A 22,065-nucleotide genomic window follows, 5' to 3' on the forward strand; every position below is an offset into this window, starting at 1 on the left:
ATGCCAACATTGTATCATCACCCCATGTCTACCGCGTCCCGGTTCATCCGGCTGGTGCTCTCCGAATACGGCTTTCAAGTCGACCTCGTTGAAGAGCAGACATGGGAAAAGCGCCGGGAATTCCTGGCGCTCAACCCGGCCGGAACTCTGCCCGTCTATGTTGACGACAATATGAGGGTGCTGTGCGGCCCTGTGGTCATCTCCGAGTTTTTCGACGAAACCCACGGCGTCTTGAAGCGTGATCGTCGACTGCTTGCCGAAGACCCATTCCAGCGCGCCGAGATCCGCCGGCTGACCGAATGGTTCCTGCAGAAGATGGAGCAGGACGTCACCCGGCCGCTGGTGCGTGAGCGCGTGCACAAGCTCTTGATCCCGAACGGGCTCGGTGGCGGCGCGCCGGATTCGAAGGTGTTGCGCACCGCGCGCGGCAATATCCGCCAGCACATGAAATATCTGAGTTGGCTCGCCGGGTCGCGTCCCTGGCTCGCTGGCGACCGCTTGAGCTATGCCGATCTTGCCGCCGCCGCATCGCTTTCGGTGCTCGACTATCTCGGCGAGATCGACTGGTCGGACTATCCCGTCGCCAAGGAGTGGTACCAGCGGCTGAAGTCGCGCCCCTCCTTCCGTCCGCTGCTGGCCGAGCGCCTGCGCGGCCTCACCCCGGTTTCGCACTACGCGGACCTGGACTTCTGACGGGACAGGGCCATGCCGCAGGAGCAGGCCACACCCGCATCCGACAAGAAGCGCGCGTCGCTGACGGCCTTCATCAAGAAGGAGGCAGAGGGCCAGGGGTTCGAGCTCTGCCGCGTCACCACGCCGGATGCCATTCCCGATGCGCCGGCACGGCTCTCCGCCTATATCGAGGCCGGCTATCACGGCACCATGGACTGGATGCCGGAGACCCGCGAGCGCCGCGCCGATCCGCGCGTGCTGTGGGGCGATGTGCGCTCGATCGTCATGTTCGGCTTGAACTACGGCCCCGATCTCGATCCGCGCTATCTCCAGGCCAAGCCCGCCAAGGGCGCGATCTCGGTCTATGCCCGTAATCGCGACTATCACGACGTGATGAAAGGCCGGCTGAAGGAGATCGCCACGCGCTTTGCCGCGCGCGCCGGAGCCGACGTCAAGGTCTTTGTCGATACCGCCCCGGTGATGGAGAAGCCGCTCGCCGCCGCCGCCGGGCTCGGATGGCAGGGCAAGCACACCAATCTCGTCAGCCGCGACTACGGCTCCTGGCTGTTTCTCGGCAGCTTGTTTACTACCGCCGATCTGGAGTTCGACATGGCCGAGGTGGATCACTGCGGCTCGTGCCGTGCCTGTCTCGACGTCTGCCCGACAAACGCCTTTCCCGCTGCTTACAAGATCGATGCGCGGCGCTGCATTTCCTATCTCACCATCGAGCACAAAGGCAGCATCGATCCGGAACTGCGTGCCGCCTTCGGCAATCGCATCTATGGCTGCGACGACTGCCTCTCGGCCTGTCCATGGAACAAGTTCGCGACCAAAGCGCACGAGATGAAGCTGAAGGCGCGCGAGGATCTTCTCGAGCCGGACCTATCCTTCCTGCTTTCGCTCGACGACCCGACGTTCCGCAGCTTCTTCAGCGGCTCGCCGGTCAAGCGCATCGGCCGCAACCGCTTTGTGCGCAACTGCCTGATTGCCGCAGGTAATTCCGGCCTGGCAGAACTCACCTCCCCCTGCGAGGCGCTAGTCGATGATCCGGCGCCGGAGGTTCGCGGCATGGCCATCTGGGCGCTCTCGCGGCTGTTGCCAAGCCCGGAATACGAACGGCTCCGCGATCGCCACTTGCCCGGCGAGACAGAAACCAATGTGAGAGATGAATGGATGAGGCCGGAGTAAAGGCATGCATGTGATGATTTTCGGTGCCGGCTATTCCGGCAAGGCCATCGGCCAGTTTCTTACGTCCGGCGGACACCGGGTCTGCGGCACGACGCGCAGTGCTGAAAAGGCGACGACGCTCGGCGAATTCGGTATAGCGCCCTTACTGTTCGATGGCCGCACACTCACGCCGGAACTGAGGGCGGAACTGGCATCCGTCACCCATCTCGTCCAGTCGATCGCCCCGGGCCGCGACGGCGACCCGCTGATCCGCCTTTTCCGCGAGGCCGAACTCAAGGCCCTGATGCCGAAGCTCGAATGGATCGGCTACCTCTCGACCGTCGGCGTTTATGGCGACCATAGCGGCACCTGGGTCGACGAGAATACCGAGCTCAAGCCAGTGTCGCAGCGTTCGGTCGAACGGGTTGAGGCTGAACTGGCGTGGCAGGCACTCGCCGCGGAAAGCGGGATTCCACTGGCCATCCTTCGCCTCTCAGGCATTTACGGTCCGGGACGCAACGCCTTCGTCAACCTCGCCAACGGCACGGCACGACGTCTTGTCAAGAAAGATCAGGTGTTCAATCGCATTCGCGTCGAGGATATTGCAGGCGCAACCGCCTTCCTCGGGGAAAGGCGCGAGCCAGGCACATTTAATGTCACCGACAACGAACCCTGCCCGCCGCAGGATGTGGTTGCCGAAGCGGCAAGGCTGATGGGGGTCGAGCCCCCGCCGGAACAACCTTTCGAGACAGCGGAACTCTCGCTCATGGCCCGCTCCTTCTACGGCGAAAACAAACGAGTCTCGAATGTGCGCCTCAAGCAACTCGGCTTTGCCTTCCGCTTTGGCGACTACCGACAATCGCTGCGGGATCTGTGGCAGAGCGACAGTTGGAACAAAGCCGGCCCGACGGCGTTCTCATAGCAGAACGATACCTCCAGACGATTGATCCACCGCCGTCTGCCCCCGAATCTCCACATTTCAGGCATGGAATGTGGCGGTTCGGATTATTTTTCCGATATTTTTTTCGTGATTGACCCATTTCGGGAATCTGCCGGAATGGAATTCCATTTTTTGCCTGAATTTAAATCACTTTTGCGTCATCGAAAAAAATAGCAAGAAATCCAAATCGGCTGGCTGGATCACATATGTTACGCTCTGTAACATTCCGTGATGTCTTTATGGCACGTTTTTGCCATTTTTCCCCTCGCTTTGACCAAGACACGCAAAATATGGCTCGGGTCAACGACTAGGGAAATGTACATTGACGAATATCGGTCGCTCCACCTTCACCGTCGCAACTATTGTTGCCCTCTCTGCTTTCCTGCCGCTCTCAGCCCATGCGGCCTCTTCCTGTGGCGGCGCATCCTGGTATGCGCTACACTCCAAGACAGCTTCCGGTGAGCGCATGAACCCGTCGCTTCTCACCGCCGCCCACAAGACGCTGCGTTTCGGCACCAAGCTGAAGGTCACCAATGCCAAGAACGGCAAGAGCGTCGTGGTGCGCATCAATGATCGCGGCCCGTTCATCCGCGGACGGGTGCTCGACCTGTCCAAGGCAGCCGCCCAGAATATCGGCATGATCCGCTCCGGCCATGGCAAGGTCTGCTACGAGATCATCGGCTGATCGCCAACCCGCAGCTGGACACGACGCCGATCGGTTAGGCGCTTGCTCTTCAATCGGTTCGCAGTTACCACGCTCTCTTCGAATTCAGGAGAATGGAACATGCGTCTGGGCGGCCGCCTTGCCGGTGCGATCGAAGTATTGGCTGATATCGAAGCACGTCGCCGCCCTGTGGCGGACGCGCTGAAGGACTGGGGTCTCGCGCATCGCTTCGCTGGCTCCGGCGATCGTGCCGCGATCGGCAATATCGTCTACGACGCGCTCAGGATGAAACTCTCACATGCCTGGCTGATGGACGACGACAGCGCCGGAGCCCTCGGCTGGGCCGTGCTCTTGCGCCAGTGGGGCTTCACTGCCGAAGCACTGGCCACGGAATTCGACGGCGACAGCTTTGCCCCGAAGCCCCTTACCGCGGAGCAATTGGCGGCGTTTTCAACGCGCCGTATCGAGGATGCGCCGCTCCACGTGCAGGGCGACATTCCGGATTGGGTCCAAACGTCCTTCGAAACCGCCTTCGGCGAAGACTGGCTCGATGAAGCCAAGGCACTCGCCGACCGACCGACGCTCGATCTGCGCGTCAACACGCTCAAAGCCAATCGCGACAAAGTCTTGAAGGCGCTCAACCGCGCCAATGCAAAGGCCGCCCGCATCGCCCGCTTCGGCATGCGCATTCCCGCAGGCGAAGGCGCTTCGCGCCTGCCGAACGTCACCGCCGAACTCAGCTTCCAGAAAGGCTGGTTCGAGGTGCAGGACGAGGGCTCGCAGATCGTCTCCGATCTCGTGGACGCCAAAGAGGGCGATCAAGTTCTTGATTTCTGTGCCGGCGGTGGGGGCAAGACGCTCGCTCTGGCGGCGGTCATGCACAACAAGGGCCAGGTCCACGCCTATGACACCGACCGCAAGCGGCTCGCCCCGATTATCGAACGGCTGAAGCGGGCCGGCACCCGCAATGTCCAGGTCCATGACAGTCCGCGCGGCCTTGAAGGGCTGAAAGGTCACGTCGACCGCGTTCTCGTCGATGCCCCCTGCACAGGCACCGGGACATGGCGCCGTCGCCCCGACACCAAGTGGCGCCTGACGGTCCGCAATCTGCAGGAACGCGTCGCCCAGCAGCAGGAAGCGCTGACCGAGGCTTCATCCTATGTGCGCCCGGGCGGCGAACTGCTCTATGTCACCTGTTCAATTCTGCCGGAGGAAAACGATGCCCAGGCGACCGCCTTCTGCGCCGCCAACCCCGAGTTCCAGATCGCTCCGGCGCTCGACACGTGGGACCGGCTGTTCGGCAAGGATGCACCGCGGCCACGCTCGCAGAACGGTCTGACCCTGACCTTGAGCCCCGCCTCGACTGACACTGACGGCTTCTTTTTCTGCCGGATGCGCCGCCAGGGGTAAGACAGCCTCATCCCCGCACTTGACGAACCGCAAGCGGCGGGCGCTTTCCCATTCTAGACTATTTGACACCAGTTTCTTTTTCCGCCAAGAGAGGCTCTTCGTTCCACCGAGAGGGCGCGAAGGCGTCGAAGGAGAGACCATGTCCCGCAAATCCATTCTTGGCGCCTCGTTCGCGCTTTTGATTGCCTCGGCAAGCTTCATGGCCGGCCCCGCCGCTGCGGCCACAGACGCGACTGCCGTCCTGAACCACTATGCGGCCATGGCGCATGCCAAGTACGAGGATTCGCTGACCACTGCCAAGGCGCTGGATGCCGCCATCGACGCGCTGATCGCCAGCCCGAGCGACGAGACGCTGAAGGCCGCGCGCACCGCCTGGATCAAGGCCCGCGTGCCCTATCAGCAGTCGGAAGTCTACCGCTTCGGCAATGCCGTGGTCGATGACTGGGAAGGCAAGGTCAATGCCTGGCCGCTCGACGAGGGCCTGATCGACTATGTCGATACGACCTACGGCACGGAGAGCGACGAGAACGCCCTGTTCGTGGCCAATGTCATTGCCAACCCGAAGCTGAAGATCAATGGCAAGGATGTCGATGCCACCCATCTGACGCCGGAATTTCTCTCCGAGACGCTGCATGAGGCCGGCGAGATTGAAGCCAATGTGGCGACCGGCTATCACGCCATCGAATTCCTGCTGTGGGGCCAGGACCTCAACGGCACAGGTCCTGGCGCCGGCAACCGCTCCCATACCGATTTCGATGCCAAGAACTGCACGAACGGCCATTGCGACCGCCGCGCCGCCTACCTGAAGGCCGCCTCTTCGCTGCTCGTTTCCGATCTTGAGGAAATGGTCACCGCCTGGGCGCCGGACGGCGAAGCGACCAAGACCGTGACCGCCGATCCGAAGGCCGGCATCTCCGCCATCCTCACCGGCATGGGCTCGCTGTCCTACGGCGAACTCGCCGGCGAGCGTATGAAGCTCGGCCTCCTGCTGCATGATCCGGAAGAAGAGCACGACTGCTTCTCCGACAACACCCATGCCTCGCATCTGAACGACGCCATCGGCATTGCATCCGCCTATACCGGCGAATACACCCGCGCAGATGGCACGAAGATGACCGGCCCTTCGCTTTCCGAACTGGTCGCCGACAAGGATGCAGCCCTCGACGATGAGATGAAGGTCAAGCTCACCAAGACGCTGGACTCCATGAACGCCATGGCCAGGCGGGCCGAGACGGTGGAGGCCTATGACCAGATGATCGGCGAAGGCAATTCCGAGGGCAACGCCACCGTCCAGGCCGCCATCGACGGGCTGATCGACCAGACCAAGACCATCGAGCGCGTCATTGCGTCGCTGGACCTCGGAACGATCGAGCTTGAAGGGTCCGACAGCCTGGATAATCCTAACGCCGTGTTCCAATAAGAAAAAAGGCGGGCCATCGGAACTTTCCGGTGGCCCGATTTCCATCATCATGTCCCCCATAGTCCATCGCACTGCCCGGTACCTGCTGCTCGCAACCGCCGTCTCCGTCGCCTCGTTGAATGTGGCGATGGCCGACGATGTGCCGAAGCGAACGGATCTGACGCCGAAGGACCTGATGCGCGTCGAAAAGGTCACGAGCCCGACGAGCGATTTCACCAGGCCGGAACAGTTCGAGCTGATGCAGGGCGGCGCGGCGACATCGACCCACCCTGTCAATGGCGATGCCTTTTCGCATTTCTCCACCAATATCACCTTCGCCGAGGAGGAGGAATTCAAGCTCGGCAATGCGCTGTTCCGCAAATTCTGGGTCTCTTCGCCCTCCTCCACCCAGGCCTCCGATGGCCTCGGTCCTTTGTTCAACGCCCGCGCCTGCCAGAGCTGCCACCTGAAGGACGGCCGCGGTCATCCGCCGGAAGGGGCCGCCGATTCGACCTCGATGTTCCTCAGGCTCGCCCGCCCGGCGCGCACCGACGAGGAACGCCAGGCGATGGCCGAGCTTACGGCCGTCAATTTTCCGGATCCGACCTATGGCGGCCAATTGCAGGATCTCGCCGTTCCCGGCATTGCCGCCGAAGGCCGGATGAAGATTACCTATACCGAGGAAACCGTGACGCTCGCCGGAGGCGAGACTGCATCCCTGCGCAAGCCTACCTACGCGATCGCCGATCTCGCCTACGGCCCGCTCGATCCAGAAACGACACTGTCGCCGCGCATCGCCAATCCGATGATCGGCATGGGGCTGATCCAGGCGATCGCGGACGCGGATATTCTCGCCAAGGCCGATCCTGATGATCGGGATAGTGACGGGATTTCCGGCCGCGTCGCGCGTGCCCGCGACCGCCGCACCGGCGAATTGAAGCTGGGCCAATTCGGCTGGAAGGCGCAGAACGCTTCGGTGCGCGACCAGAGTTCCAGCGCCTTCAAGGGCGATCTCGGCATATCGACGCCGGACGCGCCGGATCACTGGGGCGACTGCACGCAGGCGCAGGAAAAGTGCCTGTCGATGCCGACCGGCGTACAGAGCCGGCTCGGCGACACCGAGGCGCCTGATCCGGTACTCAATCTGGTCACCTTCTATTCGGAAAACCTGGCCTTGCCGGCCCGACGCAACATAGACGACTCGATGGTGCTCAAAGGCAAGAGCCTGTTTTACAATACAGGATGCGTCGCCTGCCACACGCCGAAATACGTGACCAGCCGCAAGGCGGAGAACAAGGCGCACCGGTTCCAGTTGATCTGGCCGCATTCCGACTTCCTTCTTCACGACATGGGTGAAGGTCTCGCAGATGGCCAGCAGGTCGGCGACGCGAGCGGACGCGAGTGGCGCACCGCGCCGCTCTGGGGTATTGGCTTGACGGAGGAGGTGAACGGCCACACCTTCTTCCTGCACGACGGCCGCGCCCGCAATCTCACCGAGGCGATCCTCTGGCACGGCGGTGAAGCGCAGACTTCCCGTGACGGTTTCGCGGCCCTTGTACCCGACGATCGCAAGGCGCTGATCGCCTTCCTGGAGTCCCTATGAAGCCTTTTCTCCTCGGCCTCCTCACCGCGCTTAGCCTGTCGGCGCCGGCAACCGCCCAGGAGATCCAAACGGCCGTCTCGACCCTGCAGACCGAAGTGATCACCGGGGTCATTGAAAAGGCGGTGGATGGTTTCATCCGGCCCGGCTACCACCGCTTCCGCGACGCTTCGGCCAATCTCGAAACCGACATGCGCGCGCTCTGCACCGCGCCTTCCACAGAGGCCCTCGACGAGGCGCGTGCTGCATTCGACAAGACGGTTGCGGCATGGTCGACGATCGAAATCGTCCGTATAGGCCCGGTGATCGAGGCTAACCGCTTCGAGCGCATCCTCTTCTATCCCGACCGCAAGAGCACAGGCCTGAAGCAGGTTCAGGCCATCCTCGCCAAGCCGGACGAGCGCGCGACCTCGGTCGAAACGCTGAAGGACAAGAGCGTCGCCATGCAAGGGTTCGGCGCGCTCGAATTCGTACTCTTCGGCACGGGATCCGACGGCCTGGTCGAGGAAAAGGAAGGTTTTCCTTGCCGCTATGGCGCGGCGATCGCCGGCAATCTCGTGCGGCTCGGCGGCGAACTCGCCGCCGAATGGGACAAGCCGGACGGCGTTCAGGACGCTTGGAAACACCCCGGACCGGACAATCCGGTCTTCCGCGACGGCCGTGAGGCGATCACCGCCCTGCTCGGCATTCTGGTGCATGGCGCGGAGGCGATCCGCGACCAGCGGATCGAGACCTTCTACAAGGGCGAAGGCAACAATGCCTTCCCGAAGCAGGCGATCTACTGGCGCTCGGGCAATACCTTCACCTCGATCCAAGGCAATATTGAGGGGCTGCGCAGCCTGATGAAGGCATCGGCCATGGCCGACCTGTTGAACGACGAATCGCGCTCGATCGTCTCATCAATCGACTTTGTCGGCAGGTCGATCGTCAGGGTGGCCGACGACATCAATCCGGATATCGAGGCGGCCGTAACCGATCCGGCCGAGCGCACTAAGCTCGACTTCCTGCTGCTCAACAGCAAGGATCTAATCCTGCGTCTCAACAACGACTATGGCGGCGCGATCGGCCTTGCCGCCGGCTTCTCCTTCTCCGACGGTGACTGAGATGCGGGGATCGGGGCTGATCGACAGGCGCTCCTTCGCCAAGGCTGCGGGCGCGCTCTTCCTCGCCTCGCTTTCGCCCCGCTCGCTGTATGCGCTGGAGCGCAGCGATGCGGTTTTCGCTTCCGGCTTGCGTTCGCCGGACGGAACGTTCGGCATCGGCCTTGTCGCCGAGGACGGCACCTTCATCGACCGGATCGAGCTACCGGACCGCATCCACGGTCTCGGCCACAGTCCGGTTACGGGCCTCTCCGTTGCCTTCGCCCGGCGCCCGGGCACCTTCGCGATCATCTTCGACGCACACAAGCGCAGCGAACCCGTCCTGATCGTCGCCCCGGACAACCACCATTTCTTCGGCCACGGCCAGTTCTCCCCGGACGGTCGACTGCTTTATGCCAGCGAAAATGACTTTGACGCCAATCGCGGCATGATTGGCATCTATGATGCCGCGGATGGGTTTCGGCGGATTGGTGAATTCGAAGCCCACGGCATTGGTACCCATGACATGTCGGTGAGCGACGACGGCCGCTTCCTGATCATCGCCAATGGCGGCATCGAGACCCATCCGGATTTCGGCCGTACCAAGCTCAACCTCGATCATATGGAGCCCTCGCTGGTGATCGCCGATGCCGCGACCGGCACCCTGGTCGAGAAGCACGTCCTGCCGCGCGAACTCAGCCAGCTGTCGACCCGGCATCTCGACGTCAATGAGGACGGTCGCGTCTGGTTCGCCTGCCAATACGAGGGCTTGCGCAACGATACGCCGCCGCTGGTCGGGCATTTTGCCAGGGGTGAAGCGCTTTCGTTTATCAACCTTCCCGAAGATGTGACCGCAGGTCTTGCCAACTATGTCGGCGCGATCGCCGTCAACCGACGCGAAGGCCTGGTCGGCCTCACCTCGCCGAAAAGCGGGCTTGCTGTCACGCTCAACGCCCGGAGCGCTGCGGTCGTTTCGACGACCCGGATCGTCGATGCGGCGGGCATAGCGCCTGCCTTGTCAGGCTTTGCCGTCTCCTCCTATGACGGGCATTTCAAAGCGGCGCGAAGCGCCGTCGCCTGGGACCAGCATATCGTGCGAATTTCGTAAGCGCGCCCTTGGCGCGCCATGCAGCCGCGCTATTTCCTTATCCATGCGCAACATTTTCACCTACATCGTTTTCATCGTCGGCGTCGTCGTCCTCGGCATCCTGTCCGGCCTCTCCAACATGCCCGGCGAATGGTACCAGACACTCGAAAAGCCGTTCTTCAATCCGCCGGCCTGGCTCTTCGCGCCGGTCTGGACGGCGCTCTACGTGATGATCGGCATTGCCGGCGCACGGGTCTGGCTCAAGGCACCGGCTTCCGCTGCCATGCAGATCTGGTTCGCCCAGATCGCCCTCAACATGCTCTGGTCGCCGGCCTTCTTCGGCCTCGAGGCACCGGGCCTCGCCCTCCTCGTGATCGTCGGCTTGCTCATCACCATCCTCGGCTTCATCTGGCAGGCCGGTCCGATCGATCGGGTGGCACGATTGCTCTTTGTGCCCTATCTCGCCTGGGTCAGCTTCGCCACGCTGCTCAACGCCGCGATTTTCCTGATGAACTAGTCCGCAGCCGCCCGAATTCAGGTTCGGGCCGCTTGCCGAACCGCATCGGGCATGCCAGTTTCGCAACTGCGAGAGGGCAGGCCCATGAGTGAAATAAACAGCGATACCGTGTACGAACGGATTCGGCAAAGCTTTGCCTTGCAGGGCGCTATGCGCACGCTGGGCGCGGAACTCACCAGCGTCAGCCAGGGCGTCGTCGAAATCGAAATGCCTTTCGACGAGAAACTGACCCAACAGCACGGCATCCTGCATGCCGGCGTCATCTCGGCTGCACTCGACACCGCCTGCACCTATAGCGCCTATACGATGATTGCGCCGGACGTCACGCTCCTGACCATCGAGTTCAAGGTCAATCTCATGTCTCCCGGAAAGGGCGAGCGCTTCCTGTTCCGCGGCGAGATCACCAAGCCCGGCTCCACGATTATCGTTGCGGACGGGCGCGGCTATGCCTTGAGCGACGGTCCCGCCAAACTCATCGCCTCGATGACCAGCACCATGATGGTCGTTCGCGGACGCGAGGGGATCACCGGATGAGTTTCGAACTCAAGCCGGTCTCGGGCAAGTCCATTCTGTTTGTCATGGCGGTCGAGGCCGAATACGGCCCCTTTCTGCGCTCTCGGCTGACACCCATGATGACCGGCGTCGGACCGGTCGAAGCAGCGGTCGTCCTCACCCGCAATCTGGCGCGGCTCGAAGCCGCAGGCCAGCGGCCGGATCTCGTGGTCTCGCTCGGCTCGGCCGGCTCGGCCAGACTGGAGCAGACAGAAATCTACCAGGCCTCCTCCGTATCCTATCGCGACATGGACGCCTCGCCGCTTGGCTTCGAAAAGGGCCGAACACCCTTTCTCGACCTGCCGGCAGCGCTCGAACTGCCGCTGCGCATTCCCGGCGTGCCGACCGCCAGCCTGTCGACCGGCGCCAACATCGTCTCGGGCGCCACCTATGACGCGATCGATGCGGACATGGTCGACATGGAGACCTTTGCCGTGCTCCGCGCCTGCCATGCCTTCGACCTGCCGCTGATCGGGCTTCGCGGGATTTCGGACGGCAAGCAGGAACTCAAGCATGTCGACGACTGGAAGGAATACCTGCATATCGTCGATCGCAAGCTGGCGCGCACCGTCGACAGCCTGTTCGAGGCGCTGGAAGACGGTCTCTTCTGGTTTTAGGGCCAGAGAGCCAGGAATTGCGGACAATCGGCACAATTCTTCGATTGAAACAAACCGCGCTTTTCATTAAAGGCTCGCCATGACCCAGACAGCACATCCCGACAGCGTCCTCATCATCGATTTCGGCAGCCAGGTAACACAGCTGATCGCACGCCGCGTGCGCGAAGCCGGCGTCTATTGCGAGATCGTTCCCTTCCAGTCCGCCGAAGAAGGTTTTCACCGGCTGAAGCCGAAGGCGATCATCCTGTCGGGCAGCCCCGCCTCGACGCTGGATGAGGGCAGCCCCCGGGCGCCGCAGATCATCTTCGACAGCGGCCTGCCGATCTTCGGCATTTGCTACGGCCAGCAGACCATGTGCGCCCAGCTCGGCGGCAAGGTCGAAAGCGGCCACCACCGCGAGTTCGGTCGCGCCTTCCTCGAGATCGACAAGGAATGCCCGCTGTTCGAGGGCCTGTGGTCCGCTGGCTCGCGTCACCAAGTGTGGATGAGCCATGGCGACCGTGTCACCGCGATCCCGCCGGGCTTCGAGGTCGTCGCCACCTCGTCCAACGCGCCGTTCGCTTTCATCGCCGACGAGAAGCGCAAGTATTACGCCGTCCAGTTCCATCCGGAAGTCGTGCACACGCCGGACGGCGCCAAGCTGATTGGCAACTTCATCCACAAGATCGCCGGCCTCAAGGGCGACTGGACCATGTCGGCCTATCGCGCCAAGGCCGTGCAGGCCATCCGCGACCAGGTCGGCGACAAACGCGTCATATGCGCGCTGTCGGGCGGGGTCGACTCCTCGGTTGCCGCGCTTCTGATCCACGAGGCCGTCGGCGACCAGTTGACCTGCATCCTCGTCGACCATGGCCTGATGCGCAAGAACGAGGCGGCCGACGTCGTCGCCATGTTCAAGGAACACTACAACCTGCACCTCATCCACGTCGATGCGATCGACCGCTTCGTCGGCGAGCTCGAAGGCGTTAGCGATCCGGAAACCAAGCGCAAGATCATCGGCCGCCTGTTCATCGAGACCTTCGAGGACGAGGCGAAGAAGCTTGGCGGCGCCCATTTCCTCGGCCAAGGCACGCTCTATCCCGACGTGATCGAAAGCGTCTCGTTCACCGGCGGCCCGTCGGTGACGATCAAGTCGCACCACAATGTCGGCGGCCTGCCGGAGCGCATGAACATGCAGCTGGTCGAGCCGCTGCGCGAACTGTTCAAGGACGAAGTCCGCGTTCTCGGCAAAGAGCTGGGCCTTCCCGACAGTTTCATCGGCCGCCATCCTTTCCCCGGCCCCGGCCTTGCCATCCGCTGCCCCGGCGGCATCACCCGCGAAAAGCTCGAGATCCTGCGCGAAGCCGACGCCATTTATCTCGACGAAATCCGCAAGGCCGGCCTCTACGACGCCATCTGGCAGGCCTTCGCCGTTCTCTTGCCGGTACAGACCGTCGGCGTCATGGGCGACGGGCGCACTTACGAATTCGTCTGCGCGCTGCGCGCCGTGACCTCGGTCGACGGCATGACGGCGGACTTCTATCACTACGACATGGAATTCCTCGGCCGCGCCGCTACCCGCATCATCAACGAGGTGCGCGGCATCAACCGCGTCGTCTACGACGTGACGTCCAAGCCGCCCGGCACGATCGAGTGGGAGTGAGGGCGCAGGATACTTAGGCTCCCGGAGCGGATTAGCATTCGAGCGCCCTTGTCCTCCTGACGGTTTCCTGTTTCTCTTCATCAATGGTGGATCCGGGTAACGCGGCAGGCGAAGCAAGGGGGACATGCATGCGCAGAACACGTGCCACGGCGCCTCTCTCAGCCTTTGCTGTCCTTTTCGCCCTTTTTACGAGCATGGAGGTCGCGACCCCGGCTCGCGCCGATCAGGACACTTCGCAGCGTGAAAGAGGTGCGTGCGAAGGAGCCTATCTCGGATGGCTGCGCGGCATGGTCGATGGATACCATGATTTGTCCGCGGGCCCGGAAGAGAACCCCACGACCATACGGCAGAGGGTTCCCACCCCGGAGGGCCTTACCTCTGCCGACGAACGTCTCGGGTATGGGGACGGCCTTGAGGCGGGCTTCAAGCTCGGGGTAGCCTACGGCGTCGAGCTGGGAAAGGCGGCGCGGATGACTGATTCCAACGCCGAAAAAATGACTCAGAAGGGGACAGAGTTTTTAGCCTACATAGAAGAACATTGTGGGCACCTCACCGCCGCGCTCGACTGGAACAAGACCTTCGTGAATGAAGCCCGCACATCGACCGTCACCAGCCTGAACGAAGCCCAGCTCACAATGCATCTTGCGGCCAATGCCAATCAGATGGCTATCCAAGCCGAAAACTTGGCCCGCGACGCCAAGGAGGCCCAGGCGAAGGGGGACCAGGGTTTGGTCATGGCGTTTCGAGCCGCTGCGCAGACATCTGCGCAGACTGCCGCGAATTTTTCTCAGATGGCCAAAAGCCATGCGGCCACCGGTCGCGAGGAAGCGGTCCAGGCGATCATCGACGCGCAGGCGGCCGCCGACAGGGCCAGGAAAGCCGCCGACAGCATTGGCCGTCAGCCCTGATTGTCGATCGGAATTTTCGAGGCGAGACACCACCTACAGCTGCCTCACAGGCCCACCCGAACTGATGGTCAACGGCCACCGTTGGCTGGCGTTGATTCGTTTTCATGGAGCGGGGCACATCAGCGGTTTCATGCCGTGCCAATTCAACATCTGTGGAACGCTGCGAGATAGATCCTGCTGCGGATACGGCTTCGCACTAGGGGCTTAGCTTCAAGTACAGCCGCCTCAGATCTGCCTTCACCGGCAACCGTCTTGGGTTGCTTTACGCATGCTGCGGCCCGACAGAAGGTCGGGTTAGGCCGCCTTACATCTGGCGTGCAAGTGGACGCGACATTCACCCAAGTGCGCACCATTAAGCCCTTGGCCTATATTGCGCCGAACGCACTTTTCCATAGATTTGCTCAGTAGATTCTCATTGCCTATTTTTAGTTGCGCATTCTGCAGTTTATATTTTCGCACATCAAAATACTATAATTTACAAAAACAAAAAATACATCGATTTTACTATTTATAAATCATAAAGACCCACTCTTTTCTTAGAAGATTCGCGACCAATATTATCTGAGCCGAATTTTCCCAAGAATTTTTTTCGGCGAGGGGACCGCTATGACCAATTTCAAGCAGGACGCCGTGCATTCCACGACCACGCATGCAGTCGAACCATCAGCCGGAGAAAATGTCGAACAGCGCCTCGACTTCATGCAACTGTCGAAGGAAGATCGGGAAGGCATTCGCAGCCAGAAGGCGCTGATCGATCGGGAACTGCCGAAGGGGTTGGATAAGTTCTACGCGCAACTGCGCAAGACGCCGGAGGTTCGCCGGTTCTTCTCATCCGACGACCATATCGACCGGGCCAAGGGTGCCCAGGTGAACCACTGGTCGAATATTTCGCAAGGCGATTTCAGCGGTGACTACGTCGCCAAGGTCAGGACGATCGGCACCGTACATGCCCGGATCGGACTCGAGCCGCGCTGGTATATCGGCGGCTATGCCATCGTGCTTGATCATCTGGTTCAGGAGGTCGTTCGCGAGGCCTTTACCGGAAAGGGCATGTTCAGCAAGGGGCGGGATAAGGCGGAGGAGACCGGGCGCGTCCTCGGCGCGCTGGTGAAGGCGGTGATGCTCGACATGGACCTCGCCATTTCCGTCTACATCGATGAAGCGGAGGCCGCCAAGCAGAAGGCGCAGGAGGAGGCGATCGCCGCCGAACGGAGGCTGGTTTGCGACGTCTTCGGCGAAGCCATGGCCAGCATCGCCGCCAAGGACCTGACCCACTGCATGACGCAGGACGTACCCGAGGCCTATCGTTCGGTCTGTTCCGACTTCAACGCCGCGACCGAGGAACTTGCCACCACGATCGGCGCGATCGACAGCGGCATGCGCCAGATCAACGGGGGCAGCGAGGAGATACGCAAGGCGGCGGAGGATCTGGCCAAGCGGACCGAACGCCAGGCCGCATCACTCGAGGAGACCGCAGCGTCGCTTGACGAGATCACCACGGCGGTCGGCGATTCTACCCGGCGTGCCGGCGAGGCGGGCATGCTCGTGGAGCGCATGAAGAGCGGAGCCGAGAAATCGGGCGAAATCGTCAAGCAGGCCGTGTCTGCGATGGACGCGATCGAAGCATCGTCGAGCGCAATCGGCAGCATCATCGGCGTGATCGACAACATCGCCTTCCAGACGAACCTTCTGGCATTGAACGCCGGCGTCGAAGCGGCCCGCGCCGGCGATGCCGGCAAGGGCTTCGCGGTCGTTGCCCAGGAAGTTCGAGAGCTTGCCCAGCGATCCGCCCAGGCCGCGCGCGAGATCAAGGACCTAATCACCCGGTCCAGCGAACAGGTGCGCAACGGCGTGGAGCTTGTCGGCAATACGGGCCAGGCGCTGCAGGTGATCGCCACGGACGTGAGCGAACTCACGCACCATATCGGCGCCATCGTCCAGGCCGCCCGCGAACAGTCGACGGCGCTCACCGAAATCAGCGCCGCCGTCAACACCATGGACCAGGCGACCCAGCAGAATGCGGCCATGGTCGAGCAGTCGACGGCGGCCACTCATGCCCTCACCGCCGAAATCGGCCGCATCGTCGAGATGATCCGACTGTTCGCAACAGGCAATCCGGTCTCGATCGTCGGAGAAGACTTGTCCGATGGCCGGCGGCGTACTGCGGCCTGAGTACCCTCATCCTTCGTTTACGATAGCGGCAGGTCCGATCCCGCCCCTGTCTCCCGAAAACTTCCGTTAAGGAATAAGTGGTCTGTTGAATAACTCTTACAATGCATAACTATCTTTATTGAAAAAGGACTGCCTCATGGGCCATCAACCCGCCACCGGCAAGCCATCGCGCCTCGACGCAGAAGTCTATCACAAGATTGTCGCGGAGATGGAAGACGGCATCATCGCGATCGATGCACGCGGCACGATCCAATACTGCAATCACGCAGTGGAAACCCTGTTCCAGCAGACAGCAGCGGACCTCGTCGGCAAGCCGGTTGAGGCGCTACTTCCTCCACGCTATCGCCAGATCCACCGCCACCACCTTGTCGGCTTCATGGAGGGGCAGGTCGACAGGAAATACATGGGCAGCCGGAAGTCCTTCATCGTCGGCCATCGGGCGGACGGAGCCGAGATCAATCTCGGCGCGACAATCCTGCGCACAGCCGACGCCAAAGGGCCGGTCTTCATCGCCGTGCTCCGCGACCTCACCGAGCGCCACGGCTACCAGCATGAGCTGGAGAGGCTCGCCAATACCGATCCCTTGTCCGGCATCAACAATCGCCGCGCATTCACCAGTCTTGCGAGCCGAGAACTCGCCCGATGCCAGAAAGCGCGGGATCCGGTCTCCCTGATCCTGTTCGACCTCGATGGCTTCAAAGCCATCAATGACGGATTTGGCCATGAGGTGGGCGATACGGTGATCTGTGAATTCGCCAACACCCTGAAATCGGTTGTCCATAGCGGAGACCTGCTCGCGCGCTGGGGCGGCGAGGAGTTCGTTCTTATGATGCCGGACACCGATCTCAGTCGCTGTGGCTCGGTCGCGGAAATGGTACGCGCCAATGTCGAAAGCCGCGTGTTCGGTGCCGCGAACGGCGTATCGCTTCATCTCACCGTCAGCGGAGGCGTAACCTGCGTAGCCAGTGCGACAGAAGGACTGGATGACATGATCCGCCGTGCCGATCATGCCCTATACGCGGCCAAGTCAGGCGGACGCAACAGGATCGTCGCCGAGACCGCCCTCCCGCCTATCGCCGCCTGAGACACACCTGCCCGTCTCTGCGAACTGTCAGCAACCTCACCGACCGGCTCGGCCAGACTTGCGCATTGCCGCGGGTTTGCTATTCCACACAGCGCGTGCCGCATTGGCCGCTCTTAACGCATTCCGTGACGAGGATCGATCCCATGGCCACAATGATCTACGGCATCAAGAATTGCGACACAATGAAGAAGGCACGCCGCTGGCTCGACGACCATGGCGTGGAATACGGTTTTCACGACTACAAGCTATCGGGAATCGACCGCGACCATCTCGATCGCTGGTGCGCTGATGCCGGCTGGCAGACCGTGCTCAATCGCGCCGGCACCACCTTCAGACAATTGCCCGACGAGGCCAAGGCCAATCTTGACCAGGAAAAGGCAATCACCCTGATGCTCGCCCAGCCGTCTATGATCAAGCGCCCGGTGCTGCGGGCCGACGGCACGCTGCTGGTCGGCTTCAAGCCGGAGGTCTACGCCGCCACGTTGAAGGCCTGACACCATGGCGAAGACCACGCGCGCGACCCAGTTCCTGGAAAAGGCCGGCGTTTCCTTCACCACCGTGACTTATGACTACGATCCGAACGCCGAACGCATCGGCCTGCAGGCGGCGGAAGCGATCGGCGAGGCGCCGCATCGCGTGCTGAAGACCCTGATGGCCGAACTCGACGGCAAGCCTGTCTGCGTCGTCGTACCCTCCGACAGGGAGGTGAGCATGAAGAAGCTCGCCGTTGCCTTCGGCGGCAAGCATGCGGCGATGATGAAACCGGCGGTGGCGGAGAAGACGACCGGCTATGTGGTCGGCGGCATCAGCCCGTTCGGCCAGAAGAAGCCGGTACCGACCGCGATCGAAGTTGAATCTCTGGCAGAACCGCAAGTCTACATGAACGGCGGCCAGCGCGGTCTGCAGGTTCGGCTTTCGCCGCAGGATGCGCTGAAGGCATTGAATGCCATTGCCGTGTCTCTCGTTGCCTGATCGCAGGCGCACCGTCTCTCGGCAGTTTCGCCCCGCGCCTTCATTTTCGCCGCAAAGCGCTTTAGGCTGGACGCTCCTATCACCAACAACCCTCAGGCCTTCCCATGACATTCCTGCCCGAATTTGAAATCGCCGTCGATCCGGTCCGCCTCGAAAAGCTCGCAGAAGTGGCCGTCAACGTCGGCCTGCAGTTGGAAAAGGACCAGGACTTGGTGATGACCGCGCCGCTCGCGGCATTGCCGCTGGTGCGTCTCATCACCAAGCACGCCTATATGGCGGGCGCCGGCATCGTCACCACCATCTATGCCGACGAGGAAACGACGCTGGCGCGTTATGCCCATGCCCCAGACGAGAACTTCGACAAGGCGTCCGGCTGGCTCTATGACGGCATGGCCAAGGCCTTCGAGGGCGGCGCCGCGCGGCTGGCGATTGCCGGCGACAATCCGATGCTGCTGGCCAGCCAGGATCCGGCCAAGGTGGCGCGCGCCAACAAGGCCAATTCGATTGCCTACAAGCCGGCGCTGGAGCACATCTCCAATTTCGACATCAACTGGAACATCTGCTCCTATCCCAACCCGTCCTGGGCCAAGCTCGTCTTTCCGGACCTGCCCATCGCCGAGGCCGTCGGCAGGCTCGCCGAGGCGATCTTCGCCGCTTCGCGCGTCAACGAGGCCGATCCGGTCGCCGCCTGGGCCGCCCACAATGGCGAGCTTCGCAAGCGCTCGAGTTGGCTGAACGGCGAGCGCTTCTCGGCGCTGCATTTCACCGGCCCCGGCACGGACCTGACCGTGGGCCTTGCCGACGGCCACGAATGGCATGGCGGCGCGTCCATGGCCAAGAACGGCATCACCTGCAATCCCAACATCCCGACCGAGGAGGTCTTCACCACGCCGCATGCGCTGAAGGTCGATGGTCGTGTCTCCTCGACCAAGCCCCTGTCGCACCAGGGCACGCTGATCGACAATATCCAGGTGCGGTTCGAGGGCGGCCGCATCGTCGAGGCAAAGGCGTCAAAGGGCGAGGAAGTGCTCTTGAAGGTGCTCGACACCGACGAGGGCGCGCGCAGGCTGGGCGAAGTGGCGCTGGTGCCGCATTCCTCGCCGATCTCGGCCTCCGGCATCCTGTTCTACAACACGCTGTTCGACGAAAATGCCTCCTGCCACATCGCGCTCGGCCAGTGCTATTCCAAGTGCTTCCTCGAAGGCGCGTCCCTCAGCCAGGACCAGATCAAGGCGCAGGGCGGCAATTCCTCGCTGATCCACATCGACTGGATGATCGGCTCGGACAAGGTCGACATCGACGGCATTCGCGCCGATGGCTCGACGGTTCCGGTGATGCGCAAGGGCGAATGGGCCTGATCGATCCGATCATCGGAAAGGCCGGTCACGCCGGCCTTTTCAACGCCAAACGCCGGCAGTCTTTGCCGGCTGGGGTCGGGACGCCCATTGCGCCGACCAGACGCTGACGAGCACCGCCACGAAGCCGAGCATCTGCAAGGGCGAGAGGTCTTGGCCGAGTAGTGTCCAGCCGAGCAGGGTCGCAACCAGCGGACTGAGGAAGCCGAGGGATGCGACCGCCGACGGCTCGAGACGGGCAAGGCCCCAGAACCAGACGAGATAGGTCAAAGCGCCGCCGATCAGGCCGAGATGGACGAAGCCGAGATAGTTGCTGAGCGTGAGGGTCGGTAGAGCCGGTTCCAGCAACAGCGCCAAAGGCATCAGCATGATGCCACCCGCGGTCAGTTGCCAGGCGGTGAAGGTCAGGCTGGAGACCGGCGGGCGCCAGTGGCGCGAGAGCACCGTGCCCGCCGCCATGGAGGCCGCCCCGGCAAGGCCCGCCGCCACGCCCAGCGGGTCGAGCGCGGCCTTCGGCGTCAGCACCAGCAGGGCCACGCCGAACAGCCCGCCGGCCGCCGCCAGCACCACGGCCCGGCGCATCGGCGTGCCGATCACGAGCCGGGCGAGACCGATGACGATCAGCGGCTGGATGGCCCCCACCGTGGCGGCGACGCCGCCCGGCAGGCGATAGGCCGAGACGAACAACATGGCCCAGAAGAATGTGAAGTTCAGCCCGCCGAGCACGAAGACGCGCGGCCACCAGCGGCCAGACGGCAGTCGCCGCACGATGGCCAGCAACAGCAGCCCGGCCGGCAGGGCGCGCAGCATGGCGACGGTCAGGGGATAGCCTTGCGGCAAGAGGCCAGTGGTGACGATATAGGTGCTGCCCCAGATCGCCGGCGCAAGCGCTGTCAGAGCAATCACCGCCACGGCTGATTTTACCTTCAGTTCCATTATCTTGACCTCAAACTACTTCATCAGATTATCGGCAGATATCTTGACGTCAAGCAAAATTGTCGGCTAGCTTGTCCCATGACCTCTCCCAAGCCCGACGCCGTCGACCACATTCTCGCCCAGTGGAACAGGGAGCGGCCCGATCTCGACGTCTCCGCCATGGGGCCACTCGGACGGCTGGCGCGGCTGCGCACCCATCTGTCTCGCGAGATCGACGCAGTCCTTTCAGCCCACGGGCTGAACAGCTCGACCTTCGACGTTCTGGCGACGCTGCGCCGCTCGGGCGCGCCCTATCGTCTCTCTCCTTCCGACCTGATGGCCACCATGATGGTCACTTCGGGCACCATGACCAACCGCATCGACCAGCTGGAGAAGCGGGAACTCGTCAAGCGCCTGCCCAATCCGGACGACCGGCGCGGGCTGATCGTGGCGCTGACGCCGAAGGGCCGCGCACTGGTGGACGAGGCCGTGGCGGCACATGTCGCCAATCAGGACCGGCTAATGGGCGTGCTCACCGGCGAGGAGCGCCAGGCGCTCGACGCGCTTCTGAGGCGACACCTCGCTGCCTTCGAATAGTCAGGGCTTGGCGATCACTGCGGGCATTCGTGAACTGACGTTCGGGCAGCGTCGGTGCGGTGTCCCCCGCACATCTTTCGTCTTCGTCGGGACCCCGGCAGTTGCCGTTCGTCCCCTGCTGCAACTGGTGCCGAAGCGCGGCGCAGAGAGATGCGACGGCTCCCATTTAAATCCCCGATGGATTCCCTATGTTGGATGAATGAAGCCCGGTTGTCGCGGGGTTGGCGCGGTTGCCAGCGCCGCCGCTCCAGCCCAATCCGAGAAGCCAAGGAGAAGAGATCATGAGACGGATCACAGGCGCAATTTTCGCGGGTCTCCTGCTGATACCTGCCTTGACATCACCGGCCATGACATCATCGGCCATGGCCGATGAAGCCGAACTGGCGGCGATCCTATTCGGGCGCAACTACAATGACGGCGTGACGGCCATTTCCGTCTGGCATGGCCATGTCGAGCGCCGCGCGGGCGGGCCGGTCGTGCCGACTTCCCAAACCCCGGCCCGCATGCGGGCGGCACAGGCTGAAGTGAACGCCGATCCCGTTCTTCGGGCGGCAATCGAAAGGCGCAACATCGCCCTTCACAATGTTGTTTGGGTGCAGACGGCCGCCAACGGCGGACGGATCCTCTACTATCGCTAAGCGCTGATCCTTAGCTGGCGCGTTCGTTCCCCGGCGTGCGAACCACCGAGGAGGTCAAAGCGATCGTTCAGCGGATGC

The 22,065-nt window shown here is 62.4% G+C and carries 22 protein-coding genes; 21 read left to right on the forward strand and 1 reads right to left on the reverse strand.

Annotation, left to right across the window (positions count from 1 at the left end; genetic code table 11):
• The 19 genes from ACWPVA_RS15210 to ACWPVA_RS15300 all read left to right on the forward strand — a co-directional run bounded on the left by ACWPVA_RS15210 (position 1) and on the right by ACWPVA_RS15300 (position 19,840).
• Positions 1-693, forward strand: a complete 693-nt coding sequence (locus ACWPVA_RS15210; protein ID WP_454288485.1) for a glutathione S-transferase family protein — start codon at positions 1-3, stop codon at positions 691-693.
• 12 nt (positions 694-705) lie between these two features.
• Positions 706-1,860 (forward strand): tRNA epoxyqueuosine(34) reductase QueG, encoded by a 1,155-nt coding sequence (gene queG, locus ACWPVA_RS15215; protein ID WP_454288486.1) that lies wholly within the window; start codon positions 706-708, stop codon positions 1,858-1,860.
• A gap of 4 nt (positions 1,861-1,864) precedes the next feature.
• Positions 1,865-2,761 (forward strand): SDR family oxidoreductase, encoded by an 897-nt coding sequence (locus tag ACWPVA_RS15220; RefSeq protein WP_454288487.1) that lies wholly within the window; start codon positions 1,865-1,867, stop codon positions 2,759-2,761.
• A gap of 340 nt (positions 2,762-3,101) precedes the next feature.
• Positions 3,102-3,464, forward strand: a complete 363-nt coding sequence (locus ACWPVA_RS15225) for a septal ring lytic transglycosylase RlpA family protein (protein ID WP_454288488.1) — start codon at positions 3,102-3,104, stop codon at positions 3,462-3,464.
• Positions 3,465-3,563: 99 nt separating this feature from the next.
• Positions 3,564-4,853, forward strand: coding sequence for an RsmB/NOP family class I SAM-dependent RNA methyltransferase (locus tag ACWPVA_RS15230; RefSeq protein ID WP_454288489.1), 1,290 nt, complete (start codon positions 3,564-3,566; stop codon positions 4,851-4,853).
• Positions 4,854-4,992: 139 nt separating this feature from the next.
• Positions 4,993-6,273, forward strand: coding sequence for an imelysin family protein (locus ACWPVA_RS15235; RefSeq protein WP_454288490.1), 1,281 nt, complete (start codon positions 4,993-4,995; stop codon positions 6,271-6,273).
• Between the two features lie 49 nt (positions 6,274-6,322).
• Positions 6,323-7,855 carry a di-heme oxidoreductase family protein gene (locus tag ACWPVA_RS15240; RefSeq protein WP_454288491.1) on the forward strand — a complete coding sequence of 511 codons (1,533 nt, stop codon included), beginning with the start codon at positions 6,323-6,325 and terminating at the stop codon, positions 7,853-7,855.
• Positions 7,852-8,955: an imelysin family protein gene (locus ACWPVA_RS15245; protein ID WP_454288492.1), complete on the forward strand. Its 1,104-nt coding sequence runs from the start codon at positions 7,852-7,854 to the stop codon at positions 8,953-8,955. Before ACWPVA_RS15240 ends, ACWPVA_RS15245 begins: the two co-directional genes overlap by 4 nt.
• Position 8,956: 1 nt before the next feature.
• Positions 8,957-10,039 carry a DUF1513 domain-containing protein gene (locus ACWPVA_RS15250; RefSeq protein WP_454288493.1) on the forward strand — a complete coding sequence of 361 codons (1,083 nt, stop codon included), beginning with the start codon at positions 8,957-8,959 and terminating at the stop codon, positions 10,037-10,039.
• A 43-nt stretch (positions 10,040-10,082) separates the two neighbouring features.
• Positions 10,083-10,535: a TspO/MBR family protein gene (locus ACWPVA_RS15255; RefSeq protein WP_454288494.1), complete on the forward strand. Its 453-nt coding sequence runs from the start codon at positions 10,083-10,085 to the stop codon at positions 10,533-10,535.
• Between the two features lie 84 nt (positions 10,536-10,619).
• Positions 10,620-11,069, forward strand: a complete 450-nt coding sequence (locus tag ACWPVA_RS15260; protein WP_454288495.1) for a PaaI family thioesterase — start codon at positions 10,620-10,622, stop codon at positions 11,067-11,069.
• Positions 11,066-11,704 (forward strand): 5'-methylthioadenosine/S-adenosylhomocysteine nucleosidase, encoded by a 639-nt coding sequence (locus tag ACWPVA_RS15265; protein WP_454288496.1) that lies wholly within the window; start codon positions 11,066-11,068, stop codon positions 11,702-11,704. Before ACWPVA_RS15260 ends, ACWPVA_RS15265 begins: the two co-directional genes overlap by 4 nt.
• Before the next feature lie 79 nt (positions 11,705-11,783).
• Positions 11,784-13,346 (forward strand): glutamine-hydrolyzing GMP synthase, encoded by a 1,563-nt coding sequence (gene guaA, locus ACWPVA_RS15270; RefSeq protein WP_454288497.1) that lies wholly within the window; start codon positions 11,784-11,786, stop codon positions 13,344-13,346.
• Between the two features lie 128 nt (positions 13,347-13,474).
• Positions 13,475-14,254: a hypothetical protein gene (locus ACWPVA_RS15275; protein ID WP_454288498.1), complete on the forward strand. Its 780-nt coding sequence runs from the start codon at positions 13,475-13,477 to the stop codon at positions 14,252-14,254.
• Positions 14,255-14,860: 606 nt separating this feature from the next.
• Positions 14,861-16,426 carry a globin-coupled sensor protein gene (locus tag ACWPVA_RS15280; RefSeq protein WP_454288499.1) on the forward strand — a complete coding sequence of 522 codons (1,566 nt, stop codon included), beginning with the start codon at positions 14,861-14,863 and terminating at the stop codon, positions 16,424-16,426.
• 136 nt (positions 16,427-16,562) lie between these two features.
• Positions 16,563-17,510 (forward strand): GGDEF domain-containing protein, encoded by a 948-nt coding sequence (locus tag ACWPVA_RS15285; protein ID WP_454288500.1) that lies wholly within the window; start codon positions 16,563-16,565, stop codon positions 17,508-17,510.
• A gap of 143 nt (positions 17,511-17,653) precedes the next feature.
• Positions 17,654-18,004, forward strand: a complete 351-nt coding sequence (locus ACWPVA_RS15290) for an ArsC family reductase (RefSeq protein ID WP_454288501.1) — start codon at positions 17,654-17,656, stop codon at positions 18,002-18,004.
• Between the two features lie 4 nt (positions 18,005-18,008).
• On the forward strand, positions 18,009-18,482 hold the full coding sequence (gene ybaK / locus ACWPVA_RS15295) for a Cys-tRNA(Pro) deacylase (RefSeq protein ID WP_454288502.1): 474 nt from the start codon (positions 18,009-18,011) through the stop codon (positions 18,480-18,482).
• Positions 18,483-18,586: 104 nt separating this feature from the next.
• Positions 18,587-19,840: an aminopeptidase gene (locus tag ACWPVA_RS15300; protein WP_454288503.1), complete on the forward strand. Its 1,254-nt coding sequence runs from the start codon at positions 18,587-18,589 to the stop codon at positions 19,838-19,840.
• Between the two features lie 39 nt (positions 19,841-19,879).
• On the opposite strand, the gene ACWPVA_RS15305 is transcribed toward ACWPVA_RS15300, so the two are convergent.
• Positions 19,880-20,773 (reverse strand): EamA family transporter, encoded by an 894-nt coding sequence (locus tag ACWPVA_RS15305; protein ID WP_454288504.1) that lies wholly within the window; start codon positions 20,771-20,773, stop codon positions 19,880-19,882.
• A 78-nt stretch (positions 20,774-20,851) separates the two neighbouring features.
• Between ACWPVA_RS15305 and ACWPVA_RS15310 the strand changes: the two genes are divergently transcribed.
• Together ACWPVA_RS15310 and ACWPVA_RS15315 are read left to right on the forward strand one after the other, a co-directional pair.
• Positions 20,852-21,349, forward strand: a complete 498-nt coding sequence (locus ACWPVA_RS15310) for a MarR family winged helix-turn-helix transcriptional regulator (RefSeq protein WP_454288505.1) — start codon at positions 20,852-20,854, stop codon at positions 21,347-21,349.
• A gap of 281 nt (positions 21,350-21,630) precedes the next feature.
• Positions 21,631-21,987, forward strand: a complete 357-nt coding sequence (locus tag ACWPVA_RS15315; RefSeq protein ID WP_454288506.1) for a hypothetical protein — start codon at positions 21,631-21,633, stop codon at positions 21,985-21,987.
• Positions 21,988-22,065: the final 78 nt, after the last annotated feature.

The sequence above is a fragment of the Rhizobium arsenicireducens genome (assembly GCF_964021225.1).

Bases quoted from the DNA above. Each gene is read 5' to 3' on its own strand.
- ACWPVA_RS15305 (WP_454288504.1), bottom strand. From the start codon at position 20,773: ATGGAACTGAAGGTAAAATCAGCCGTGGCGGTGATTGCTCTGACAGCG.
- ACWPVA_RS15285 (WP_454288500.1), top strand. From the start codon at position 16,563: ATGGGCCATCAACCCGCCACCGGCAAGCCATCGCGCCTCGACGCAGAA.
- ACWPVA_RS15250 (WP_454288493.1), top strand. From the start codon at position 8,957: ATGCGGGGATCGGGGCTGATCGACAGGCGCTCCTTCGCCAAGGCTGCG.
- ACWPVA_RS15315 (WP_454288506.1), top strand. From the start codon at position 21,631: ATGAGACGGATCACAGGCGCAATTTTCGCGGGTCTCCTGCTGATACCT.
- guaA (WP_454288497.1), top strand. From the start codon at position 11,784: ATGACCCAGACAGCACATCCCGACAGCGTCCTCATCATCGATTTCGGC.
- ACWPVA_RS15300 (WP_454288503.1), top strand. From the start codon at position 18,587: ATGACATTCCTGCCCGAATTTGAAATCGCCGTCGATCCGGTCCGCCTC.
- ACWPVA_RS15255 (WP_454288494.1), top strand. From the start codon at position 10,083: ATGCGCAACATTTTCACCTACATCGTTTTCATCGTCGGCGTCGTCGTC.
- ACWPVA_RS15265 (WP_454288496.1), top strand. From the start codon at position 11,066: ATGAGTTTCGAACTCAAGCCGGTCTCGGGCAAGTCCATTCTGTTTGTC.
- ACWPVA_RS15230 (WP_454288489.1), top strand. From the start codon at position 3,564: ATGCGTCTGGGCGGCCGCCTTGCCGGTGCGATCGAAGTATTGGCTGAT.
- ybaK (WP_454288502.1), top strand. From the start codon at position 18,009: ATGGCGAAGACCACGCGCGCGACCCAGTTCCTGGAAAAGGCCGGCGTT.
- ACWPVA_RS15280 (WP_454288499.1), top strand. From the start codon at position 14,861: ATGACCAATTTCAAGCAGGACGCCGTGCATTCCACGACCACGCATGCA.
- ACWPVA_RS15235 (WP_454288490.1), top strand. From the start codon at position 4,993: ATGTCCCGCAAATCCATTCTTGGCGCCTCGTTCGCGCTTTTGATTGCC.
- ACWPVA_RS15290 (WP_454288501.1), top strand. From the start codon at position 17,654: ATGGCCACAATGATCTACGGCATCAAGAATTGCGACACAATGAAGAAG.
- queG (WP_454288486.1), top strand. From the start codon at position 706: ATGCCGCAGGAGCAGGCCACACCCGCATCCGACAAGAAGCGCGCGTCG.
- ACWPVA_RS15210 (WP_454288485.1), top strand. From the start codon at position 1: ATGCCAACATTGTATCATCACCCCATGTCTACCGCGTCCCGGTTCATC.
- ACWPVA_RS15245 (WP_454288492.1), top strand. From the start codon at position 7,852: ATGAAGCCTTTTCTCCTCGGCCTCCTCACCGCGCTTAGCCTGTCGGCG.
- ACWPVA_RS15275 (WP_454288498.1), top strand. From the start codon at position 13,475: ATGCGCAGAACACGTGCCACGGCGCCTCTCTCAGCCTTTGCTGTCCTT.
- ACWPVA_RS15240 (WP_454288491.1), top strand. From the start codon at position 6,323: ATGTCCCCCATAGTCCATCGCACTGCCCGGTACCTGCTGCTCGCAACC.
- ACWPVA_RS15220 (WP_454288487.1), top strand. From the start codon at position 1,865: ATGCATGTGATGATTTTCGGTGCCGGCTATTCCGGCAAGGCCATCGGC.
- ACWPVA_RS15260 (WP_454288495.1), top strand. From the start codon at position 10,620: ATGAGTGAAATAAACAGCGATACCGTGTACGAACGGATTCGGCAAAGC.
- ACWPVA_RS15310 (WP_454288505.1), top strand. From the start codon at position 20,852: ATGACCTCTCCCAAGCCCGACGCCGTCGACCACATTCTCGCCCAGTGG.